Consider the following 20998-nt stretch of genomic DNA (forward strand, 5'->3'; position numbering starts at 1 on the left):
CATCAGGCGTTCTGGGCGAAGGCGGTATAGGCCGTTTCGTCCATCAGACCGGCGAGTTGGCCGGCGTCGCTGAGCTTGACCTTGAAGAACCAGCCGGCGCCCAGCGGGTCGGAGTTGGCCAGGGACGGGTCGGCGCGCAGGGCCTCGTTGACCTCGACGATTTCGCCGGACACGGGCATGTAGACATCGGCAGCGGCCTTGACGGACTCGACCACGCCGGCCACGTCGCCCTGGGCAAAGGTGGTGCCCACCGCGGGCAGGTCCACGAACACCACGTCGCCCAACGCATCCTGCGCGTGGACGGTGATGCCGACGACGGCCGCGGCCGGGTCGGCTGCGTTGATCCATTCATGGTCTTTGGAAAACTGGATGCTCATGAGGGGCTCCGGGAAGAAGAGGTGGAAGGAAAGGGTATGAGAGTGGTCAGCCCGCACTGTAGCCGGGCTGACCTGGGCGCGGTGATAGTTCGCTGCGGTGAATTCAGCCGCGGTAGTAGCGTGTGGGAACAAAGGGCGTGGCAGCCACTTCCATGGGCACGGCCTTGCCGCGCACCATGGCGTTCATGCGCGCGCCTGCGGCAGCATAGGCAGGCGTCACGTAGGCCAGGGCGATGGGCTTGTCGGCAGTGGGGGCCAGCAGGCCGCTGGTGACTTCGCCGATGCGCTCGCCCGACTCGTTTTGCAACTCGGTGTGCTCACGCACGGGCACGCGCTCCAGCGCCACCAGGCCCACGCGCTTGCGCGTGAGAGTGGCCGGGTTGTCGATCTGGGCCAGCACCTTGTCGGCACCGGGAAAACCGCCAGCGCGCGCGCCGCCTGTACGGCGCACCTTCTGGATGGCCCAGTTCAGGCCGGCTTCGGACGGGGTGGTGGTGGTGTCGATGTCGTTGCCATACAGGCACAAGCCGGCTTCCAGGCGCAGCGAGTTGCGTGCACCCAGGCCGATGGGCTTGACCTCGGGCTGGGCCAGCAGCGTGCGCGCCAAGGCCTCGGCCTGCGCGACGGGCACCGAGATCTCGAAGCCGTCCTCTCCGGTGTAGCCGCTGCGCGTCACGAAGCACTGCGCCCCGGCGATGTCGAAATGCCCGCCGGTCATGAACACCAGTTTGTCCACGCCTGGGGCCAGACGCGCGAGCACCGCAGCCGCCTGTGGGCCCTGCAGCGCGAGCAGGGCCTGGTCGGGCAGGGGAATCACCTGGCAGCGTTGGCCGATGCGCTCCTGGATGTGGGCAATGTCGCCCACCTTGCAGGCGCCGTTGACGATCACGAAGAGCTCGTCCTGCGCCATGCGGAAGAACATGAGGTCGTCGATGATGCCGCCCTCGTCATTGAGGAGCAGGCCGTAGCGCTGCTTGCCCACGGGCAGGTCGACCACGTCCACGGGCATCAGCGTCTCGAATGCTGCTGCGGCGTCAGGGCCGACCAGCTTGAGCTGCCCCATGTGCGACACGTCAAACAGGCCGGCCGCCGTGCGCGTGTGGTGGTGCTCGGCCATCAGGCCCAAGGGGTATTGCACGGGCATGGAGTAGCCGGCGAAGGGCACCATGCGGGCGCCCAGTTCGATGTGCAGGGCGTTGAGGGGAGTGGTGAGCAGGTCGGACATGGCGGACATGGCAATGGGCGAAGGCAAATGGTGGAGCGATCTCTCGATCGCCGATTTGCCCCGCTGTCCGCTTTACCTGAGAGATTCACCCCGCCTGCATGGCATGTCACGGGGCTTGCTCCTTCGGTGGGCCGCATGCTGCTGCGGCCTCTCTCCAGCAAGGGAAACACCCGCATCCCTGCGGGCGTGTCGCCAGTCCTTTTGCCTGAGCGTTCGGCTGCTGCCTGCGCCTTCGGCGGCCCGGCCCTGGGGGGCGCGGACTCTCTCCTGACGGGACGGATTCTATCTATTTTGCGTACACGAGATCACGCAGGGCCAGTGAAAGCGATGGCACGTAGGTGATGACCAGGAGGCACAGCAGGACCACGCCCACGAACGGCAACAGGTGGGCGACGATACGATCCAGGGAGATGCGCGCCACCGTGCATGCCGCGAACAGGTTCACGCCAAAGGGCGGCGTGATCATGCCGAGCGCCAGGTTCACCACCATGATCAGCCCGAAGTGCACCGGGTCCACGCCGAAGTGCTGGGCCACCGGCGCCAGGATCGGCGCCAGCACGATGATGGCGGCGCTGGTCTCGATGAACATGCCGATCACGAACAGCGCGGCATTCACGCCCAGCAGGAACAGCGCGGGCGACTGCAGCACCTCCTGCAGCCAGCGGCCGATGGCGTCCGGCACGCCAGCGCGCGTGATAAGGAAGGCAAACAGGCCCGCATTGGCAATGATGAACATGATCACCGCCGACGAGATGGCCGACTTGCGCAGGATGGCGAACAGGTCCGCGACGCGGATCTCGCGGTAGATCAGCATGCCCACCACCAGCGCGTAGAACACGGCCACGGCAGAGGCCTCGGTGGGCGTGAACACGCCGCCGTAGATGCCGCCCAGGATGATGACTGGCATCAGCAGTGCCCAGCCCGCCTGCAGCAGCGCGCGGCCGAAGGGCATGCGCCCATCGCCGTCATGCTTGCCCCAGCCCTTGTACTTGCAATACACCCAGACGAACAACATCAGCGCACCGCTGATGAGGATGCCGGGGCCGAAGCCGGCGATGAACAGCTCGCCAATCGACACCTCGGCCGCCACGCCGTACAGGATCATGGGGATCGACGGAGGGATGATCACGCCCAGCTCGGCACTGGTGGCCTGCAGCGCGGCCGCGTAGCTGGTGGGATAACCGTGCTTGATGAGCGCGGGAATCAGGATGGCGCCGATGGCGAATGTGGTTGCCACCGACGAGCCCGACACAGCTGCGAAGATCATGCAGGTGAGCACGCAGGTCATGGGCAAGCCACCCTGCACGCCGCCCACGATGCTCTTGGCAAACTCCACGAGCCGTCGCGAGATGCCGCCGGTCTCCATGAGGTTGCCCGCCAGGATGAAGAACGGAATGGCTGCGAGCGGAAACTTGTTGATGGAGGCGAACATCTCCTTCACGGAGATCAGCATGTTGGCGTTCGCCACCTGGATGCCCAGGATGGAGGCCAGCCCGATGGAGACGGCCACGGAGATGGTGAGCGCGAAGCACAGCACCATGGTGGAGATCATGACCGTGGTCATAGGGCCCCCACGCGCGTCATTTCATGTACCCGCCGCCCGCCGAGGGGGCCGCTCGCTTGCTTGAGGCGGCTCTGCGCGGCGCTCATTGGGCAGTCTCCAGTTCATGGCGCTGCGGGTCGATCAGATTGCCCACGATGCCGAGGATGCTGAACAGCCCACCCACGGGCATGGCCAGATAGGCCCAGAACATGGAAACCGACTCCAGCCCTGCCATCGACTGCACGCCGCCGCGGCGCGCGTAGTCCCACCCCCACCAGATGATCACGGCGATGAGCGCCAGCGCTGCCAGGCACACCACCCAGTCCAGCACGCGGCGCAGCGGGCGCGGGCTCCAGCGGTAGAGCACGTCGACGCTGACCATGGCGCCCTGCCGGAATGCCATGGGAATCGCCAGAAACACCATCCAGATCAGGCTGAAGCGGATCAGCACCTCGGTCCACTCGGCCGGCTCTTCGAAAACGAAACGCATCAGGATCTGGAACATGCCGAGCGCCGAGGCCAGCGCCAGCATGGCGCAGGCGCCCCACATGGCGACGGCGGTGCTCCAGCGCTCGCAGGAGAGGAAGAAGGTTTTCATGCGCACTCACGAAAATATGAATAAAAACGCCCGTGGCGCATGATCCACGGGCGGTAGCAGCTACTGAAAAGTGAGCGTCACTTGTAGTTGCGGATCTTGTCGAGGTTGGCCTTGCCGAACTCTTTCTCGAACTGCGCGTTCACGGGCGCGAGCGCGGCGACAAACTTGGACTTGTCCAGATCGTCGATCACCGTCATGCCCTTGGCGCGCAGGTCGGCCACGCCCTTGGCGTCGTCCTCGTCCACGCGAGCGCGGTTGGCCTTGGTGCCTTCCTTGGCGGCGTCGATGAAGGCCTGCTTGTCGGCGGCGGAGAGCTTGTCGAACACCCCCTTGTTCATCACGAAAATGCAGGGCGAGTAGACGTGGCCGGTGAGCGAGAGGTGCTTTTGCACCTGGTCGAACTTGGCCGAGATGATGACGGGCAGGGGGTTTTCCTGGCCGTCCACCGTGCCTTGTTGCAGGGCGGTGAACACTTCGGGGAAGGCCATGGGCGTGGTGATGATGCCGAAACCCTTGTACGCGGCGATGTGCACCGGGTTCTCCATGGTGCGCATCTTCAGGCCCTTCAGATCCTCGGGCGTCTTCACGTCGCGCTTGCTGTTGGTCATGTGGCGAAAGCCATTCTCCGCCCAGGCCAGCGCCTTGAAGCCCTTGGCATCGAACTTGGTCAGCAGGTCCTGGCCGATCGGGCCGTCGAGCACGGCGCGGGCGTGGGCCTTGTCACGGAACAGGAAGGGCACGTCCAGGATCTTGGTCTCGGGCACGAAGTTGGGCACCGGACCGGTGGAGCTGAAGGCCAACTCCTGCGTGCCCAGCTGCACCGCCTCGATAGATTCGCGCTCGCCGCCCAGCGCGCCGTTGTAGAAGGTCTGCACCTTGTAGCGCCCGCCTGTGCGCTTTTCGACCTCCTTGGCAAACGTGTCGATGGCGACGCCCTGGTGGGAGTTCTGCGCCGTCGAGATGCTGATGCGCATTGTGGTTTGTGCCAAGGCCGTTGCGGCCATGCCCAGTGCCAAGCCCAGGCCCAGCGCAAGTTTGGTCAGCTGCATGTTGTCTCCTGTGAATCTGCGGGTGCTGCCGAAAAATTATGGCAATGCAACATGACGCAGGTCATAGGGGTTTGCGCGGGGACTTGAGGAGGGCAGTCCTGACCCGTCTTGCCAAGTCCCCGCCCAGCGGTAACCAGGCGGGGTCTCGTCAATGTCGTGCGCCCCGGTAAGAGCGCCTTGATGGAGAAGAAGTATGCGCCGCGGGTTGTGGATGAATTTGCTGAATTTCTCTATAAAAACCTACATTGAAGAAAAATTTTCTGCAGTATCTAGGTTTCACGAATAATGCAGCACATGGATCGCCTAGACAGAAAAATTCTCTCCGTCCTGCAAGGCAATGCACGCGCCAGCCTGCAAGAGATCGGCGCCGCCGTCGGCCTGAGCCCCTCGCCGTGCTGGGGCCGCATCAAGAAGATGGAGGAGGCCGGCGTGATCGAAGGCTATACCGTGCGCCTGAACCCGCTGGCGCTGGACCTGGGCGACACGGTGCTGGTGCAGGTGACGCTGGACAGCCATTCGGACAACACGCTGGAAAAGTTCGGCGAGATGCTTGCCAGTATCCCGGAAGTGGTGGAGGCGCACCTGGTCTCTGGCGACTACGATTACCTGCTGCGCGTGGTGGTCAAAGACACGCGCGACTACGAGCGCCTGCTGCGCGAGAAGCTTTACAGGATCAAGGGTATACGCCACAGCCGCTCGAGCTTCGTGTTGCGCACGCTCAAGAAGGCGGACCTGCCCCTGTTCCCGGGTTAACACTTCTCGCGGCGATTGGCCGTCAGAACTTCCACGTCACGTCCAGGCGTACGTTGCGGCCCGGCTCGGCGAAGCCCCGGCCACTGATGGCGCCAGCGGTACTCACGTAGTAGGCGTAGCTACCCTGGTCGTAGTAGAACTTGTTGAGCAGGTTGCGCGCGCCGAAGGTCACGCGCAAGCGGTCGTTGCCGTAGGGCAGCCAGTTGACGTAGACGTCGTGCACGCCAAAGCCGGGCTTGTGCTTGGTGGCGGTGCGGCTTTCGGAAATCAGATATTCGGTCGAGGTCTTGGATTCCACGAAGCGCCCAAACCATTCCAGGTCCAGGTTCCACGTGGGGATGCGGTAGCCCAGGTTCAGGTTCCAACTGCGGCCGGTGGACACGCCCAGCCCGTAGGCCTCGTCGCCCAGGTCGTAGCCGTTGAGCTGGGGCTTGGCGCTGGCCACAGCAAGACCGCTGCGCCACACGCTGCGATTCCATGCCACACCGACCTCGTAGCCTGAGGACTTCATCGTACCTACGTTGGCCACGGCCCAGGTTGCGCCGGTGGTGGTGGAGATGAAGTTGCGGATCTGCTGGCGGAACACGGTGGCTTTAGCGCTCCACGGGCCCTCGTTGTAGTTCACGCCCAGCTCGACGTTGCGGGCCTTTTCTGGCTGCAGTCCGGGGTCGTTCCGCCAGCGGGTGTTGTCCACATAGAACGCCTCCTTGAGTCCCGCGCCGCGCAGGGCGGTGCCTGCGGACGCGCGCACGCTCAGCGCGTCGGTCGCCATCCAGGTCAGAGACATGTTGGGGCTCAAGCCGCGGCTGGAGATACGCTGCGCGTGGTTGTCGGTGTAGCCGTACCAGTCGTAGCGCGCGCCCGCCCCCAGGAGGAACTGGTCGCCCAGTGGGATGCTGCCTTCGGCGAACAGTCCCTTCACGCTGCTTTCTTCGCGCCCGTTGCTGGTGGATGCGGCGGGCGGGCGGGCATGGACGGCGTTCATCTCGAAGCGATGGATGTTCAGTCCGTAGCGCACGGTGGCGTCCGCCACGCGGGTGGCGGCTTTCAGGTTCAGCCCGCTGGAGGCGATCTCTTCGCCGAACTGATAACCCAGCGGCTTGTTGAACTGCGGCTGCGCGGCCGTCGTGGTGCGCGTGACCTTCATCGTGTCGGAGAACAGACCTAACTCCACGGCCGGAAGGGTGCGCGTGCCGTCATAGCGGTAGGTGACGGTGAGCGTGTCACGCATGGTCTTCTGGGGCATGAGCGAATTTCCCTGGCCCTGCCAGAAGTTGGGGCGCAGGTAGCGCGAACCCTCGTCCTGCACGGCCTGATAGCCCATCGTGAGGCGGTGGCCGGGGGCGATGCGCCAGTTGAGCTTACCCAGACCGCTGCTTTGCGTGGAGCCGCTGTGCGTCTGCCGGGTGCCGTCGCCCGCCTTGTAGTCGCCGTTGTCGTCACGGTTGGCGGACACCAGAAAGTCCACGCTCTCGCCCGCCAGGCCGTACAGCGCCGCATCCCAGCGGTGTCCGTCATTGGAGGCTACGCCGCCGCGCACGCTGGCGCCAAAGGTCTGGCCATCGCGCAGAAGCTGGCGGCCATCCTTGGTGGTCATGCGGATGGAGCCTGCCAGCGCCCCCGGCCCGGCACTCGCGGGTGTGGCTCCGCGGTCGATCTCCACGCTCTGGATGAGTTCCGGGTCGATCAGCAGGCGGGACTGGTGGTGGAACGCCCGGCCGCTCTGCGCCGCGCCGTCCAGCGTGGTGTTGAGCATGGAATCCTCCACGCCCCGGATGTAGAGTTTTTGTGCGATGGCCGCACCGCCACCCACCGACACGGCGGGCTCGTCGCGCAGCATCTCACCCAGGCTGCGCGCCGCGTGGGTCTGCACAGCTTCGCTGGTGACGGTGGTGGTTACGTCGGACACGAGTTTTTCCTGCACGCTGACAGTGGCGAGTGTGGGCTCCTGCGCCAGCGCGAGAGAGGCCGAGAACAGGCCGGGCAGGGCCAGAAGCAAGGGGTAGGGGCAAGGGTGTTTCACGAACATGGAAGAGGGAGCGCCTGGTAGGTGTGGCGAGACCGCTGAGATTGAGAATGGTTATCAACTGGCGTGTAGTATCGGGACAGCTCCGTTCTTCTTCTTTTGCGCTGACAGGGAATATGTTTGCCGCGACAAAAACCTTTGCCTCGATCGTGAATCGCCGGCAGGCCGAGCCCCAGGCGGGGGAAATGACGGCCCTGCTGCTGGACCGTCTGGCGCACGGTGGGGCTTTGAGCGGGCCCGAGCAGGCCGTCGGCGGTTCCGTGTTCAACGGCACGCTGTCCCTGGCCGAACTGCGCGACGGGTTCTTCCTGCACCGCACGGACATCGCGTACCTGCGTGGCTTGACCAGCCGCTTCCCGCTGACCAAGAGCGGGATCAAGATCGTGCTCAAGCTGCAGGGCGGCGGCAGGCTGCGCATCGGCCCCCTGGTCCTGCCGGTGGAGGTGCCCCCAGGCGGGGGTGCCCGGGCGGCGGTGGTGGCACTGCGCGGGCCGGCGCCGTACGAGCACCGCTGCCGCGCGCCGTCGCGCGAGCGCATGCTGGTTCTCACGCTGGCGCCGCACTGGCTGGACAAGGCGGGGCTGGGCCACCTGAATGCGCTGCCCCACCTGACCATGACGGCGTGGGCGCCTTCGCCCAGGGCGGTGTGCGTTGCCGAGCAGTTGTTGGCAGAGGGCCAGGTGCAGTACGGGCGGCTCAGGGGGCTGCAGCAGGAGTGCCTGACGCTCGAACTGGTCATCGAGGCGCTGGCGCAGTGGGTCGCGCCCGCCAATTCCGCCGCCGCATGCGAGGCAGCCGGATTGCGGCCAACCGCGTACCAGAGGGCATGCCATCTGCGCGACTGGCTCGACAGCGGCGCCGCTGACTCCCTCACCATGGGCGCAATCGCGCGGCACATGGGCTGCAACGCCAGCACCCTGCAAACGCAGTTCCGCCAGGCATTCGGCAAGCCCATCTTCGAACACTTGCGCGAAGGCCGCTTGCGCAGGGCGGCCGATGCCATCACGGCACAGGGCATCACCGTGGCGCAGGCGGCGGACTTGGCGGGCTACCGCAGCCCTGCGAATTTCTCCACCGCCTTTCGCCGGCTCTACGGCTTTTCGCCCAAAAATCTCCGCGCGAAGCGCTGACTACCGCGCGGCGCACGCTTCCCGTATTTGAAGCGAAATTGCCCTCTAGCGCTTTCCTGAAAAGCGCTAGCAGCTATTAATAGAGAAGCATCAGCCGAGCAGCAGCGCGTCGTCGGCCAGCTTCTCGCCGCGCACCTTCTCGAACATCTGCAGCAGGTCGGGCACGTCCATACGCGCGCGCTCGTCGCCCGAGACGTCCAGCACCACCTGCCCCTGGTGCAGCATGACGGTGCGCTGGCCTACGTCCAGCGCCTGGCGCATGCTGTGCGTGACCATCATGGTGGTGAGCTGGTTCTCGGCCACGATGCGGGCCGTGAGCTGCAGCACGAAATCGGCCGTGCGTGGGTCCAGCGCGGCGGTGTGCTCGTCCAGCAGCAGGATGCGCGAGGGCTGCAATGCCGCCATGAGCAGGCTCACGGCCTGGCGCTGGCCGCCCGACAGCAGACCGATGCGGTCGGTGAGGCGATTCTCCAGGCCCAGGCCCAGCGTGGCCAGACGTTCGCGAAACATGGCGCGTTCAGACTGCTTGACGGCGCCGCGCAGGCCGCGACGCGTGCCGCGCTGCTGGGCCAGGGCCATGTTCTCCTCGATGGTGAGGTCTTCGCAGGTGCCGGCCATGGGGTCCTGGAACACGCGCGCTACGCGGCGGGCGCGCTCCCACACGGGCTGGCGCGTCACGTCCTGGTTGTCGATGGCGATGCGGCCGGTGTCCACCGACAGGTCGCCCGAGATGGCATTCAGGAAGGTGGATTTGCCTGCCCCGTTGGAGCCGATGACGGTGACGAACTGACCCGCCGGGATGTCCAGCGACATGCCGCGCAGCGCGCGCGTCTCGATGGGCGTGCCGGGGTTGAAGGTGATGAAGAGGTCTTGTGCGCTCAGCATGGGGAGAGCCTTCCTTTCAGCGGCCGCGTGCGGCCAGCTTGCGCTTGAGCTGCGGAATCACGAGGGCGATGGTGACCAGCACGGCGGTCACCAGGTTGAGGTCCTGCGCCTTCAGGCCGATGAAGTCGCTGTTGAGCGCCAGCGCGATGAAGAAGCGGTACACGATGGCGCCGATGATCACGGCCAGCGTGGCCAGCACCAGGCGGCGCGAGGGCAGGATGCTCTCGCCCACGATCACGGCGGCCAGGCCGATGACGATGGTGCCGATGCCCATGGAAATGTCCGAGCCGCCCTGCGTCTGCGCGAACAGCGCGCCCGCCAGTGCCACCAGCGCGTTGGATACGGCCATGCCCAGCAGCACCATGGCGCCGGTGTTGATGCCCTGCGCGCGGGCCATGCGCGCGTTGGAGCCGGTGGCTCGGATGGCCAGGCCGCGCTCGGTGGCGAAGAACCAGTCCATGAACAGCTTGGCCGCGATCACGATCACCAGCAGGATCATCGGGCGCGACCAGTAGTCGTCCAGGCCCGGCGGCTGCAGCAAGGTGAACAGCGTCTCGTCGTTGATCAGCGGCACGTTGGGGCCGCCCATGATGCGCAGGTTGATGGAATACAGCGCGATCATCATCAAAATGGACGCCAGCAGGTCCATGATCTTCAGGCGCACGTTCAGCCAGCCCGTGACCAGGCCGGCAACAGCCCCCGCCGCGGTGGCGGCCACCGTGGCCACATAGGGGTTATGGCCGGTGGAAATGAGGATGGCGCAGACCGCGCCGCCCAGCGGGAAGCTGCCGTCCACCGTCAGGTCGGGAAAGCGCAGCAGCCGGAACGAGATGAAGACGCCCAGCGCGACCAGGCTGAAGATCAGGCCGATCTCGACGGCACCCAGCAGGGAAAAGAGTGACATGGACAGTGGCGGATAGAAAACAAAGCAGGAGCCATGGCGCCATGGCTCCTGCGTGGGGTGCCAGTGGCCCGGGCTGCCGCGGCGGCCCGGCCGTGGCGCGAAGGTTTACTGGACCACTTGCGTGGCGGATTTCACCAGCGCGTCGGAGAGCTTCACGCCCTGCTTCTCGGCGGCGCCGGGGTTCACGAACAGTTCCATCTTCGTGCTGACTTCAGGCTTGATGTCGCCGGGCTTCTCGCCCTTGAGCAGGCGCACCACCATGCGGCCGGTCTGTTCGCCCAGGTCGCGGTAGTTGATGCCCAGGGCGGCGATGGCGCCGCGCTTGACGCTGTCGGTGTCGGATGCCACCAGCGGCACCTTGGCCTCCTGGCCGACCTTCACCAGCGACTCGTAGGCCGAGACGACGTTGTTGTCGGTGTTGGTGTAGATCACGTCCACCTTGCCCACCAGGCTGCGCGCGGCGCTGCTTACGTCCACCGAGCGCGGGGCTGAAGCCTCCACCAGCGTCATGCCCATCTTGGGCAGCAGTTGCTTGAGTTCCTTGACCACGACGACGGAGTTGGCCTCGCCCGGGTTGTACACGATGCCCACGCGCTTGGCGCCGGGCACGACCTGCTTGACCAGGTCCATCTGCTTGTCCAGCGCCAGCATGTCGGACACGCCGGTCACGTTGGTCTTGGAGGGTTCCCAGTTCTTCACCAGCTTGGCGGCCACGGGATCCGTCACGGCAGAGAACACCACAGGCACGGTCTTGGTGGCAGCCACTACGGCCTGGGCAGAGGGCGTGGCGATGGCGACGATGGCGTCGGGCTTGTCACCTACGAACTTGCGCGCGATCTGCGCGGCGGTGCCCGTGTTGCCCTGGGCGCTCTGGTATTGCCACTTGAGGTTTTTGCCCTCTTCAAAGCCGGCGGCCTGCAACTGGGCCTTCACGCCGTCGCGGATCGAGTCCAGGGCGGGGTGCTCCACGATGGCGGTCACGGCAACGGACTTTTGCTGCGCATGCGCCACGGGCGCGAGGGCGGCTGCGGCCAGGGCGATAGCGCCCAGGGGCGCCCAAGACAAACTCTTCATAACGGTTCACTCTCCAATTGAACGTGCGGTGTTTTCCTGTGTTTGTAGTACCAGGCCGGCGCAGGAACCACGCGCGGCCTTGTGGGGAGTCTACCGTTTGCCTGCCGTCCGTGGACGGAACGGGCGCTGCGGCACTTTGGTGTGGAAAGTGCCTCCACGGCTTTTCAGTCAAGCGCTAACAGCTATTAAAAATATAGCATTGCGCAGCAGCCCCTTGGTTACATGCCCGAATAGTTCGGACCACCGCCGCCTTCCGGCGTGACCCAGACGATGTTCTGCGTCGGGTCCTTGATGTCGCAGGTCTTGCAGTGCACGCAGTTCTGGGCGTTGATCTGCAGGCGTTGTGCGCTGCCGCCTTTGGCTTCGTCCGGCACGAACTCGTATACGCCGGCCGGGCAGTAGCGCGCCTCGGGGCCGGCGTACTTGGCCAGGTTCACATTCACCGGCACGCTGGCGTCCTTGAGCGTCAGATGCGCGGGCTGGTCCTCGGCGTGGTTGGTGTTGCTGATGAACACGCTGGACAGGCGGTCGAAGGTCAGCTTGCCGTCCGGCTTGGGATACACGATGGGCTTGCACTCGGCCGCGGGCTTCAGGTAAGCGTGGTCAGGCTTGTCGCGGTGCAGCGTCCATGGAATGTGGCCCTTCAGCACGAACTGCTCGATGCCGTTCATCACCGTGGCCGTGACCAGGCCCTTCTTGAACCAGGCCTTGAAGTTGCGTGCCTTGTTCAGTTCGGTGTAGAGCCAGCTGCCCTCGAAGGCCTTGGGATAGGCCAAGAGCTCATCGTGCTGGCGGCCGCTTTGAATGGCGTCATATGCCGCCTCGGCGGCCAGCATGCCGGTCTTGATGGCGGCATGGCTGCCCTTGATGCGGCTCACGTTCAGGAAGCCCGCCTCGCAGCCCACCAGCGCGCCGCCCGGGAAGACGAACTTGGGCAGGCTCATCAGGCCGCCGGCCGTGATGGCGCGTGCGCCGTAGCCCAGGCGCTTGGCGGGCTTGATGCCCTTAGCCTCGTCGCCCTCCAGGTACCAGCGGATGTTGGGGTGGGTCTTCCAGCGCTGGAATTCCTCGAACGGGCTCAGGTAGGGGTTGCTATAGTCCAGGCCGGTGATGAAGCCCAGCGTGACCTTGTTGTCCTCCAGGTGGTAGAGGAAGGCGCCACCGTAGGTGCTGTTGTCCATGGGCCAACCGGCGGTGTGTAGCACGAAGCCGGGCTGGTGGCGCTGGGGGTCGATCTCCCACAACTCCTTGATGCCGATGCCGTAGGTCTGGGGGTCGCTCTCCGCATCCAGCTTGTAGCGGGCGATGATCTGCTTGCCCAGGTGACCACGCGCACCCTCGGCAAAGATGGTGTACTTGGCATGCAATTCCATGCCCAGCTGGAATTCGCTCGTGGGCTTGCCGTCCTTGCCCACCCCCATGTTGCCGGTGGCCACGCCCTTGACGGAGCCGTCTTCGTTGTAGAGCACTTCAGCGGCGGCAAAGCCGGGGAAAATCTCCACGCCCAGTCCTTCCGCCTGTTCGGCCAGCCAGCGCACCACGTTGCCCAGGCTGACGATGTAATTGCCGTGGTTCTGAAAGCACTGAGGCAGCAGGAAATTGGGCGTGCGCAGGGAGGACTTCTCGCCCAGGAACACCATGGCGTCGTCGGTCACGGGCTGGTTCAGCGGCGCGCCCTTGGCCTTCCAGTCAGGGATCAGTTCGGTCAATGCCTTCGGGTCCATGATGGCGCCGGACAGGATGTGCGCGCCCGGCTCGGAGCCTTTTTCGAGCACGACGACGGAAACGTCCTGGCCCTTCTCGGCCGCCAGTTGCTTCAGGCGGATGGCGGTGGCAAGCCCGCCGGGGCCGCCGCCGACGATCACCACGTCATATTCCATGGCTTCCCGGGGACCGTAGGTGCTCAGAATTTCGTCGTTCGTCATGGGTGTCTCTTCTGCTTCGATAGTGGAAAAAGGCAGGGTGCCGGCCTGTGGGAGCGATGGCCCTGTGTGGTGACCGATTGTATTCAGGCCGTCGCACAGGAATCGCACGGTCGTTCACTTCTCGCTGTGCCGTCCAGACACTTCATTTTGTGCAGTGCACAAGCGCAAACGGGGCGTTCGCGTACCTTCGCTTTATGGGGGAACGAACTGAAAAACGGCAAGCGATGCCCGCTTTTTCGAATCCCGCATTCCGTAATTTGGCAGCACTTTCGTTATGTGAAAGTGAAGGCCACGGCAAAACCCGAGTCTGGCACCGCGACGGCCAGCGCTGTGGTGTGGCAACCTGGCGAAAATTGGACGGGACACTAGGGTAAACACTTAGCTAGAGCAGGGGCATTCCGCGGGAGATGCTTGTTACCAGCCACTTCCGAATAAAGTCACACTTATTTACATTTGGCGGTTTTTCCTTCTCGTGTTTGCTTCACGGACGGTAAGTCAGCCGTTCACGTTCCGAGGTACACATGGAAAACTTTCGTATCGGCACCCGCCTGACGGCTGGGTTTGGCCTGCTCATCCTGTTTGCGGTGCTCATGCTCACAGTGGGGGTGTGGCAGTTGCAGGAGGTGGCCGGGAGCACGCGGCAAATCCTTTCTGTGCCGCTCCAGAAGGAACGGCTGGTGACCGACTGGTACGGAGTGATTCGCGCCAGCATCCAGCGTGCCACTGCTGTCGCGCGCAGCAGCGACGACTCGCTGACGGAGTTGTTCGCCGCAGAGAACGCCGCGTCGAGCAAGGAAACCAACGAACGGCAGGCCCAGTTCGTCAAGCTCATTTCCGGCAGCGAAGAGCAAGCCCTCTTTGACACTCTCAGTGGACACCGTCAGGCATACATCCAGGCCCGCGACGCCATCATCGCCGCCAAGAAGGGCGGGCAGGCAGAGCAGGTGACCACCTTGTTCGAGCGCCAGTTCGTTCCTGCCTCCCGTGGCTATCTGGAAAGCCTGGCGGCGCTGCGCGACTTCCAGCGGGCCAGTATCGATCGCACCGGGCAAGACATCGACAGCAGCGCTACCGCAAGCTCCTGGCTGATGGGCGGCATCGGGCTGGTGGTCCTGGTGGCGGGCATCGGTGTGGCCTGGATCCTTACCCACAGCATCACTGCGCCGTTGGCCCGCGCTGTCCAAGCAACGCAGGTGGTCGCCGCAGGAGACCTCACGCATGCCGTGCACTCCAGCGGCCGGGACGAAGGTGCCCAGCTGTTGCAAGCGCTGCAAGCCATGACCGACCGTTTGCGTACCATCGTGGGCGAGGTGCGCCAGGGCGCCGACAGTATCGCGGGCGCGTCGGCAGAGATTGCCGCAGGCAACCTGGACCTGTCCCGGCGAACGGAACAGCAAGCCAGTTCGCTGGAGGAAACGGCAGCTTCCCTGGAAGAGCTGACGTCGACGGTGCGTCAGAACGCCGACAACGCCCATCAAGCCAACCAACTGGCGCGCACGGCGGCAGAGCAGGCCCAGCAGGGCGGCCAGGTGATGGACGATGTGATGCAGACCATGCGCGCCATCGATGCGTCGTCGCGCAAGATCGTGGACATCATTGGCGTGATCGACTCTATTGCCTTCCAGACCAACATCCTTGCGCTCAACGCGGCGGTCGAAGCGGCACGGGCCGGCGAGCAAGGGCGGGGGTTTGCCGTGGTGGCCTCCGAGGTGCGCTCATTGGCCGGCCGTTCGTCCGAAGCGGCGAAGGAGATCAAGGACTTGATCGGACGTTCGGTCGATACCGTCGAGGCGGGTAACCAACTCGTGGCGAAGGCCGGCACATCCATCCAGGACATCATTCGCAGCGTTGACCAAGTGAGCGCGCTGGTGGGCGAAATCAGTGCGGCAAGCCGTGAACAGAGCTCGGGCATCGAGCAGGTGAATATCGCGGTGGCGCACATGGACCAGGCGACGCAGCAGAATGCCGCGCTCGTCGAAGAGGCCACCGCTGCGACGCAATCGCTGCAGGGCCAGGCGGCGCAAGTGGCCCAGGCCGTAGGGGTCTTCCGCGTTGATTCCTCGGCAGTCGCATTGCCGGCACCGCAAGCCTGATCCGGGATACCACCGCACTTGCCACCCCGGCGGGCCCCCGGGGCCTGGCGCTGGCATAAGGGCAACGGTTGGCTTACCTGGGCGTCAGCAACAGCCGCGCCTCGAACCCGCCAGTCTCGCCAGCCAGGGGTGACGTGAGTTGTAGTTGGGCATCGTGCTTGGCCGCAATGGTCGCGACGATGGACAGACCCAGCCCATACCCCGTGCGGTCCGCGCTCTGGCGCACATGGCGCTGCTGCAGGGTCTGCAGGCGGTCGCTGCTCACACCCGGGCCGTGGTCGCGCACGGCGATGGCGCAGCCGGGGCCCACGATGAGTTCCACCGCGCTGTCGCCGGCATAGCTCAGTGCGTTCTCCAGCAGGTTGCGCAGGGCAATGGCCAGCGCGTCGAAATCGCCCCGCGCTACGGGAGCGGGCCCTTCGTAAGCGGTCACCAGGTCCAGCCGGTCGGCGGCGCGATCATCCTGCCAAAACTCCTGCGCCACCGTGGTGGCCAGATGGGCCAGGTCCACGGGCTCCCGGGTGTAGGGAGCACTGGACTCGGCGCGCGACAGCTGCAGCAGCTTTTCGGTGCGGCGGCTCAGCGTTTGCAGCGCGGCGATGGCGGCCTGCACGTCATCACGGTGCAGGCCATGTTCCAGCGCGGTCTGTAACCGCAGGCGGGCCGCGGTGAGCGGCGTGCGCAGTTCGTGCGCAGCGTTGGCGGCCAGGGCGCGTTCCACGTCCAACGCGCGGGACAGGCGGTCCAGCAACCGGTTTACATGGTCTTCCACGCTGCGCAGTTCACGCGGCAGGCCGGGCAGGGCGATCGGGGTGAGCTGCTGCCCGTCGCGCAGGCTGATCTCGTGCGTGAGAGCGTCCAGCACCTGCAATTCGCGCCGCGCGATGCGCCGCAGCAGCAGCGCCAGCAGGGGCAGCATGGCCACCATGACGATGCCCAGGCCGACCAGGGTGCGGTTCACCGCCTCGCGCCGCTCGTGCAGCGGGTCGGCCACCTGCATGAAGAGGGGGCGAGTGGGGTGCGACAGGGTGTAGACACGCCATCCGTGCGTGTTCTCGAAGCCTGGCGCCAACGGTACGTCGAACTGCTCGGGCTGGGCCTCGGCCGACCGCGCCAGCACGCGCGTGTCGGGCGCGACGATCTGGTAGAGCAGGTCGGCATCGGCAAACGATCCCGGAGAGGGCAGGACCAGCGGCCCCTCGGTCGCGTCGCGCGGGCCGGCCGCGTCCAGGTGGTCCAGGGCAATATCGAAGAAACGGTGTGAGACCTCGACCAATTCGTTGTCGAAGTTGTAACTGATCTCGCGGTCCGTGTACCACACCACGCCCAGCACGCACAGCAGCCACACGCCGCCCACCCAGAGGATCAGGCTGCGCGTCAGTCGCCCCGCAAGGGTCTGCGTGCGCAATGGCCCGCGCAGGTGCGCCCTCATGCCGTTGCGCCTTCGTCAGGACGGTGCACGAGGCGGTAGCCCAACCCGCGCAGGGTCTCGATGTGTTCGCGCCCCAGCTTGCGCCGCAGCCGGCTGATGAACACCTCCAGCGTGTTGCTATCGGCCTCGTCGTCAAAGCCATACAGCGCGTCCTGCAGGCTTTCGCGCGTGTGGATGCGCTCGGGGCGGGTTGCCATCACGCGCAGCAGCGCCCATTCCTTCTGCGTGAGCGCGATCGGCACCCCGGCGCGGCGCACCTGCTCGCGCGACAGGTCAATCTGCAGGTCGCCCAGCGCCAATACCGGTACATAGGCGGCGTTGCGGCGGCGTTCCACCGCGCGCAGGCGGGCCAGCAGTTCACCGGGGTCGTAGGGCTTGACGAGGTAGTCGTCCGCTCCCGCGTCCAGACCGGCGATGCGGTCGCTGACCTGGTCGCGCGCCGTCAGCACGATGACGATGGGCCGGTCCTTGAGGGCACGGATCTGCGGCAGCAGGCTCAGGCCATCCCCGTCGGCCAGGTGCAGGTCCAGCAGTACCGCGGCGTACTGGGCCGCGCGCAGGGCGGCGCCGGCCTGCGCCAGGCTGGGAACGGCATCGACCACGAAGGCCTTGGCGCGCAGATAGCCGCACACGGCCTCTGACAGGGCTTCGTCGTCTTCTACCAGCAGCACGCGCATGCAAATTTCTCTAAGGTGGGTGAGGCCGAAAGTGTAGGGCGCTGTGCGGGCGGTCTGGTGTTCATGGTGCATTCAGGCCGCGGGCGTAGCCTGACGGGGTGCCGTTTTCTGCCCACGGCGGTTGTTGTGCCGCCAGCCCTTGCCATGCCCTTCTGGAATTTGCGCCGCCTGTATGCGGTGACGTTGTTGCTTTTCCTGTTGCTCGTCTTGTGGGACGCTTCGGGCCTGGATCTGCCATTGGCCCGCCTGTTTGGGGGGGCGCAGGGCTTTGCCTGGCGTGACCACCACACCTTTGCCCTGCTGACGCACGAGGGTCCGCGCTATGCGAGCGGCGCGCTGCTGGCCGCACTGGCGGTGGGGGTGTGGCGGCCCTGGGGATTCCTGCGCATCATGGCGCCGGCGCAGCGCGCGCAACTGGTGCTGTCCGTCATCGGGGCGATGCTGGCGGTTTCGGTGTTCAAGCGCCTGAACACCACCAGCTGTCCCTGGGATCTGGCCGAGTTCGGCGGGGTGGCGCAGTACATCTCGCACTGGGTGTGGGGCGTGCGCGACCTGGGGCCGGGGCACTGCTTCCCTGCGGGGCATGCCTCGGCCGCGTTTGGTTTTGTAGCGGGCTGGTTCGTACTGCGCCGCGCGGCGCCGAACGTGGCACGCCTCTGGCTGCCCGGCGCTCTGATGGCCGGGCTGGCACTGGGCTGGGCGCAGCAGATGCGCGGTGCACATTTCATGAGCCACACACTGTGGTCCGCCTGGACCTGCTGGACCGTGGGCCTTGCGTGGGAAAGTCTGGCGCAGCTGCACGTGCGCCTGGGAGTAGCGGCAGATACAAAGCTGAACGAAGCCTGAGCGGCGTCTTCAGCTTGGCTTCAGTGGCAGGTTCCACGATGGCGGCATGTCTTCGCGCGCCTCTATTGCCTCTGCCTCCTCGGCCTCCGTGCCGCTTGTGTCATCTTCCAGCCCTGCCGACGAAGGCCTCTTGCGTGGTGCGCTGCGCCGGCTGGATGGCTGGATGACCACCCCGCTGTCGGCGCAGCAGGTGGTGGTGCGCCTGTCGCTGTACCTGGTACTGGCGGCCAACTGGCCGCTGTGGCTGCAGATCACGCGCATTGGCGGCGCGCCCAGCCTGTACCTGCGTTCAGCGGCTGCCTTGGCCGTGCTGACGGCGTGCGGCACGGTGGCCATCCTGGCATTCACCGCTTGGACGCGCGGCATGAAGCTGCTGTGGTGGCTGGTGGTCATGGTGGCCGCGCTGTCGCAGTACTACATGCTGACTTACAGCGTGGTCATGGATCCCGGCATGGCCGCCAATGTGCTGCAGACCGATGCGCGCGAGGTGGCCGATCTGCTGAGCCTGCGCATGCTGGCTGCGGTGCTGGCCGTCGCGGCGCTTCCCTCCTGGTGGTTGCTGCGTGTGCGTATTCCCGCCATGCGGCCGCTGCGCCAGGTGGGCCGCAACCTGGCGCTGCTGGTGCTGGCGCTGGGTCTGGCCGCCGGCACGGTGGCGGCCATGTCGCGGGACCTGGCGCCGCTGATGCGCAACCACCCGCACCTGCGCTACCTGATGAACCCCTTGGCCAGCCTGTACTCCACCTCCGTGTCGGCCCTGCGACCGTTGTTCGCGCGCAGCCGCACGCTGGTGCCGATGACCCAGGGCGCCGCGCTGGGCGCCAGCTATGCGGCCGGGGCGCGGCCCATGCTGTTCGTGCTGGTGGTGGGCGAGACGGCGCGTGCGGACCATTTCGGCATCAACGGCTATGGCCGCGACACCACGCCGGAACTGACCAAACGCAACGTGATGAGCTGGCGCGAAGTGCGCTCGTGCGGCACCAGCACGCTGGCGTCGCTGCCTTGCATGTTCTCGCCACTGGGCAAGAGTGCATTCGAGTCGCGTGACAACGACTACGAGAACCTGCTGGACGTGGCGCAGGCCGCGGGTATGGGCGTGCTGTGGCTGGACAACCAGTCCGGCTGCAAGGGCGTGTGCGACCGCGTGCCGCACGCATCGGCCGCCGAAGGCCTGGATGCCGAGGCGCGCAAGCAGTTGTGCGATGGCGGAGAATGCCGCGACGAGGCCATGCTGCACAACCTGGATGCGCGCCTGGCCGCCTTGCCTGCGGCGCAGCGCGAGCGCGGCGTGCTGCTGGTGCTGCACCAGATGGGCAGCCATGGGCCGGCCTACTACAAGCGCTCGGCCGATGCAGGCAAGCGCTTCATGCCCGAATGCCGCACGGAAGTGCTGGCCGACTGCACCCACGGCGAACTGGTGAACGCCTACGACAACTCCATCGCCGCAACGGACGCCTTCCTGGGCAAGACCATCGACTGGCTGCGCGGCCAGAGTGCCAAGTACGACACGGCCATGTTGTACCTGAGCGACCATGGCGAGTCGCTGGGCGAGTACGGGCTGTTCCTGCACGGCATGCCCTACGGCGTGGCGCCTGATGTGCAGAAACATGTGCCCATGGTGGCCTGGATGGATGGCGCGTTCCTGCGCCGTGACGGGTTGGCGGCCGACTGCCTGCGCGCCAGCGGCGATGCGCCGTTGACGCACGACAACCTCTACCACACCGTGCTGGGCCTGCTGGACGTGCAGTCGCCTTCCTACCAGCGCCCGCTGGATGCCTTCAGCGGCTGCCGGAGCACCGTGTTGGCATCCAAATAAAAACAGCCGCCAACGCTTATCTATCAAGCGCTAGCAGCTATTGTTTTAAGAGCGCCTTGGCGCTCAGGCCTTCTTCTCGCGCGGCAGGCGGCCCATCAGGTAGAACTCGGGATTGGGCTGCATGCCGGCAAAGCTGGCCATGCGGTTGGACAGGCCGAAGAACGCGGTGATGGCCGCGATGTCCCAGATGTCCTCATCGTCAAAGCCGTGGGGGTACAGCGCCTCGAAGTCGGCGTCCTCGATCTCGTGCGCGCGCTGGCAGACCTTCATGGCGAAGTCGAGCATGGCCTTCTGGCGCGGCGGAATGTCGGCCTTGCGGTGGTTCACCGCTACCTGGTCGGCCACCAGCGGCTTCTTCTCGTAGATGCGCAGGATGGCCCCGTGTGCCACCACGCAGTACAGGCACTGGTTGGCGGCGCTGGTGGTGGTGACGATCATCTCGCGCTCGCCCTTGGTGAGGCTGCCTTCTTCCTTCAGCATCAGCGCATCGTGGTAGGCGAAGAACGCGCGCCATTCGGCCGGGCGGCGGGCGAACGCCAGGAACACGTTGGGGATGAACCCGGCCTTTTCCTGCACCTCCAGGATGCGGGCGCGGATGTCCTCGGGCAATGTGTTCAGGTCGGGGAAGGGATAGCGCTCGGCCAT

At 65.7% G+C, this 20998-nt stretch carries 18 protein-coding genes, 1 pseudogene and 2 riboswitches; of the genes and pseudogenes, 6 read left to right on the plus strand and 13 right to left on the minus strand.

What is annotated here, in order from left to right; translation table 11 throughout:
• Window positions 1-2: 2 nt before the first annotated feature.
• The 5 genes from gcvH to MRB47_RS10230 all read right to left on the minus strand — a co-directional run bounded on the left by gcvH (window position 3) and on the right by MRB47_RS10230 (window position 4792).
• Window positions 3-377, minus strand: a complete 375-nt coding sequence (gene gcvH / locus MRB47_RS10210) for a glycine cleavage system protein GcvH (RefSeq protein ID WP_011805186.1) — start codon at window positions 375-377, stop codon at window positions 3-5.
• Window positions 378-480: 103 nt separating this feature from the next.
• Window positions 481-1611, minus strand: coding sequence for a glycine cleavage system aminomethyltransferase GcvT (gene gcvT / locus MRB47_RS10215; protein ID WP_252100618.1), 1131 nt, complete (start codon window positions 1609-1611; stop codon window positions 481-483).
• Window positions 1612-1655: 44 nt separating this feature from the next.
• Window positions 1656-1770, minus strand: a riboswitch (glycine riboswitch).
• Between the two features lie 19 nt (window positions 1771-1789).
• Window positions 1790-1882, minus strand: a riboswitch (glycine riboswitch).
• 6 nt (window positions 1883-1888) lie between these two features.
• Window positions 1889-3166, minus strand: coding sequence for a TRAP transporter large permease (locus MRB47_RS10220; RefSeq protein ID WP_011805188.1), 1278 nt, complete (start codon window positions 3164-3166; stop codon window positions 1889-1891).
• 82 nt (window positions 3167-3248) lie between these two features.
• Entirely contained in the window at window positions 3249-3743 is a 495-nt protein-coding gene (locus MRB47_RS10225) for a TRAP transporter small permease (RefSeq protein WP_015913282.1), read from the minus strand.
• 77 nt (window positions 3744-3820) lie between these two features.
• On the minus strand, window positions 3821-4792 hold the full coding sequence (locus tag MRB47_RS10230) for a TRAP transporter substrate-binding protein (RefSeq protein ID WP_252100619.1): 972 nt from the start codon (window positions 4790-4792) through the stop codon (window positions 3821-3823).
• 294 nt (window positions 4793-5086) lie between these two features.
• On the opposite strand from MRB47_RS10230, the gene MRB47_RS10235 reads away from it, so the two are divergent.
• A complete protein-coding gene (locus MRB47_RS10235; RefSeq protein WP_041836275.1) occupies window positions 5087-5545 on the plus strand; it encodes an Lrp/AsnC family transcriptional regulator in 459 nt (152 codons plus the stop codon).
• A 22-nt stretch (window positions 5546-5567) separates the two neighbouring features.
• On the opposite strand, the gene MRB47_RS10240 is transcribed toward MRB47_RS10235, so the two are convergent.
• Window positions 5568-7574 carry a TonB-dependent receptor domain-containing protein gene (locus tag MRB47_RS10240; RefSeq protein ID WP_252100620.1) on the minus strand — a complete coding sequence of 669 codons (2007 nt, stop codon included), beginning with the start codon at window positions 7572-7574 and terminating at the stop codon, window positions 5568-5570.
• A gap of 113 nt (window positions 7575-7687) precedes the next feature.
• On the opposite strand from MRB47_RS10240, the gene MRB47_RS10245 reads away from it, so the two are divergent.
• Window positions 7688-8701 (plus strand): helix-turn-helix transcriptional regulator, encoded by a 1014-nt coding sequence (locus MRB47_RS10245; RefSeq protein ID WP_252100621.1) that lies wholly within the window; start codon window positions 7688-7690, stop codon window positions 8699-8701.
• A 90-nt stretch (window positions 8702-8791) separates the two neighbouring features.
• Here MRB47_RS10245 and MRB47_RS10250 read toward each other — a convergent pair whose 3' ends face one another.
• The 4 genes from MRB47_RS10250 to MRB47_RS10265 all read right to left on the minus strand — a co-directional run bounded on the left by MRB47_RS10250 (window position 8792) and on the right by MRB47_RS10265 (window position 13489).
• Window positions 8792-9586 (minus strand): ABC transporter ATP-binding protein, encoded by a 795-nt coding sequence (locus MRB47_RS10250; protein WP_011805195.1) that lies wholly within the window; start codon window positions 9584-9586, stop codon window positions 8792-8794.
• Window positions 9587-9602: 16 nt separating this feature from the next.
• Complete coding sequence (locus tag MRB47_RS10255; RefSeq protein WP_015913285.1) at window positions 9603-10490, minus strand: ABC transporter permease; 888 nt, start codon at window positions 10488-10490, stop codon at window positions 9603-9605.
• A 105-nt stretch (window positions 10491-10595) separates the two neighbouring features.
• Window positions 10596-11564: an ABC transporter substrate-binding protein gene (locus MRB47_RS10260; protein WP_252100622.1), complete on the minus strand. Its 969-nt coding sequence runs from the start codon at window positions 11562-11564 to the stop codon at window positions 10596-10598.
• 218 nt (window positions 11565-11782) lie between these two features.
• The gene (locus MRB47_RS10265; protein ID WP_252100623.1) at window positions 11783-13489 is read right to left on the minus strand and encodes an electron transfer flavoprotein-ubiquinone oxidoreductase; all 1707 of its coding nucleotides are present in this window, start codon (window positions 13487-13489) and stop codon (window positions 11783-11785) included.
• A 521-nt stretch (window positions 13490-14010) separates the two neighbouring features.
• Here MRB47_RS10265 and MRB47_RS19980 point away from each other — a divergent pair.
• Together MRB47_RS19980 and MRB47_RS19985 are read left to right on the plus strand one after the other, a co-directional pair.
• Window positions 14011-14775 (plus strand): annotated as a pseudogene (locus tag MRB47_RS19980) (MCP four helix bundle domain-containing protein); the annotation flags it as partial.
• Window positions 14767-15582, plus strand: coding sequence for a methyl-accepting chemotaxis protein (locus MRB47_RS19985; RefSeq protein ID WP_370567819.1), 816 nt, complete (start codon window positions 14767-14769; stop codon window positions 15580-15582). The pseudogene MRB47_RS19980 and the gene MRB47_RS19985, both read left to right, overlap by 9 nt.
• Window positions 15583-15655: 73 nt before the next feature.
• Here MRB47_RS19985 and MRB47_RS10275 read toward each other — a convergent pair whose 3' ends face one another.
• Both MRB47_RS10275 and MRB47_RS10280 read right to left on the minus strand, forming a co-directional pair.
• The gene (locus tag MRB47_RS10275; RefSeq protein WP_252100624.1) at window positions 15656-17014 is read right to left on the minus strand and encodes a sensor histidine kinase; all 1359 of its coding nucleotides are present in this window, start codon (window positions 17012-17014) and stop codon (window positions 15656-15658) included.
• Window positions 17011-17691, minus strand: coding sequence for a response regulator transcription factor (locus MRB47_RS10280; RefSeq protein ID WP_011805201.1), 681 nt, complete (start codon window positions 17689-17691; stop codon window positions 17011-17013). The genes MRB47_RS10275 and MRB47_RS10280 overlap by 4 nt, the downstream gene beginning before the upstream one ends.
• A gap of 144 nt (window positions 17692-17835) precedes the next feature.
• On the opposite strand from MRB47_RS10280, the gene MRB47_RS10285 reads away from it, so the two are divergent.
• The gene (locus tag MRB47_RS10285; protein WP_252100625.1) at window positions 17836-18537 is read left to right on the plus strand and encodes a phosphatase PAP2 family protein; all 702 of its coding nucleotides are present in this window, start codon (window positions 17836-17838) and stop codon (window positions 18535-18537) included.
• 163 nt (window positions 18538-18700) lie between these two features.
• Entirely contained in the window at window positions 18701-20353 is a 1653-nt protein-coding gene (locus MRB47_RS10290; protein WP_252102615.1) for a phosphoethanolamine transferase, read from the plus strand.
• 63 nt (window positions 20354-20416) lie between these two features.
• Here the strand turns inward: MRB47_RS10290 and MRB47_RS10295 are convergent, their stop codons facing one another.
• Window positions 20417-20998: a peroxidase-related enzyme gene (locus tag MRB47_RS10295; protein WP_015913292.1), complete on the minus strand. Its 582-nt coding sequence runs from the start codon at window positions 20996-20998 to the stop codon at window positions 20417-20419.

This window comes from Diaphorobacter sp. LI3 (assembly GCF_022807955.1).
In the GTDB taxonomy this organism is placed as follows: domain Bacteria; phylum Pseudomonadota; class Gammaproteobacteria; order Burkholderiales; family Burkholderiaceae_C; genus Diaphorobacter; species Diaphorobacter nitroreducens.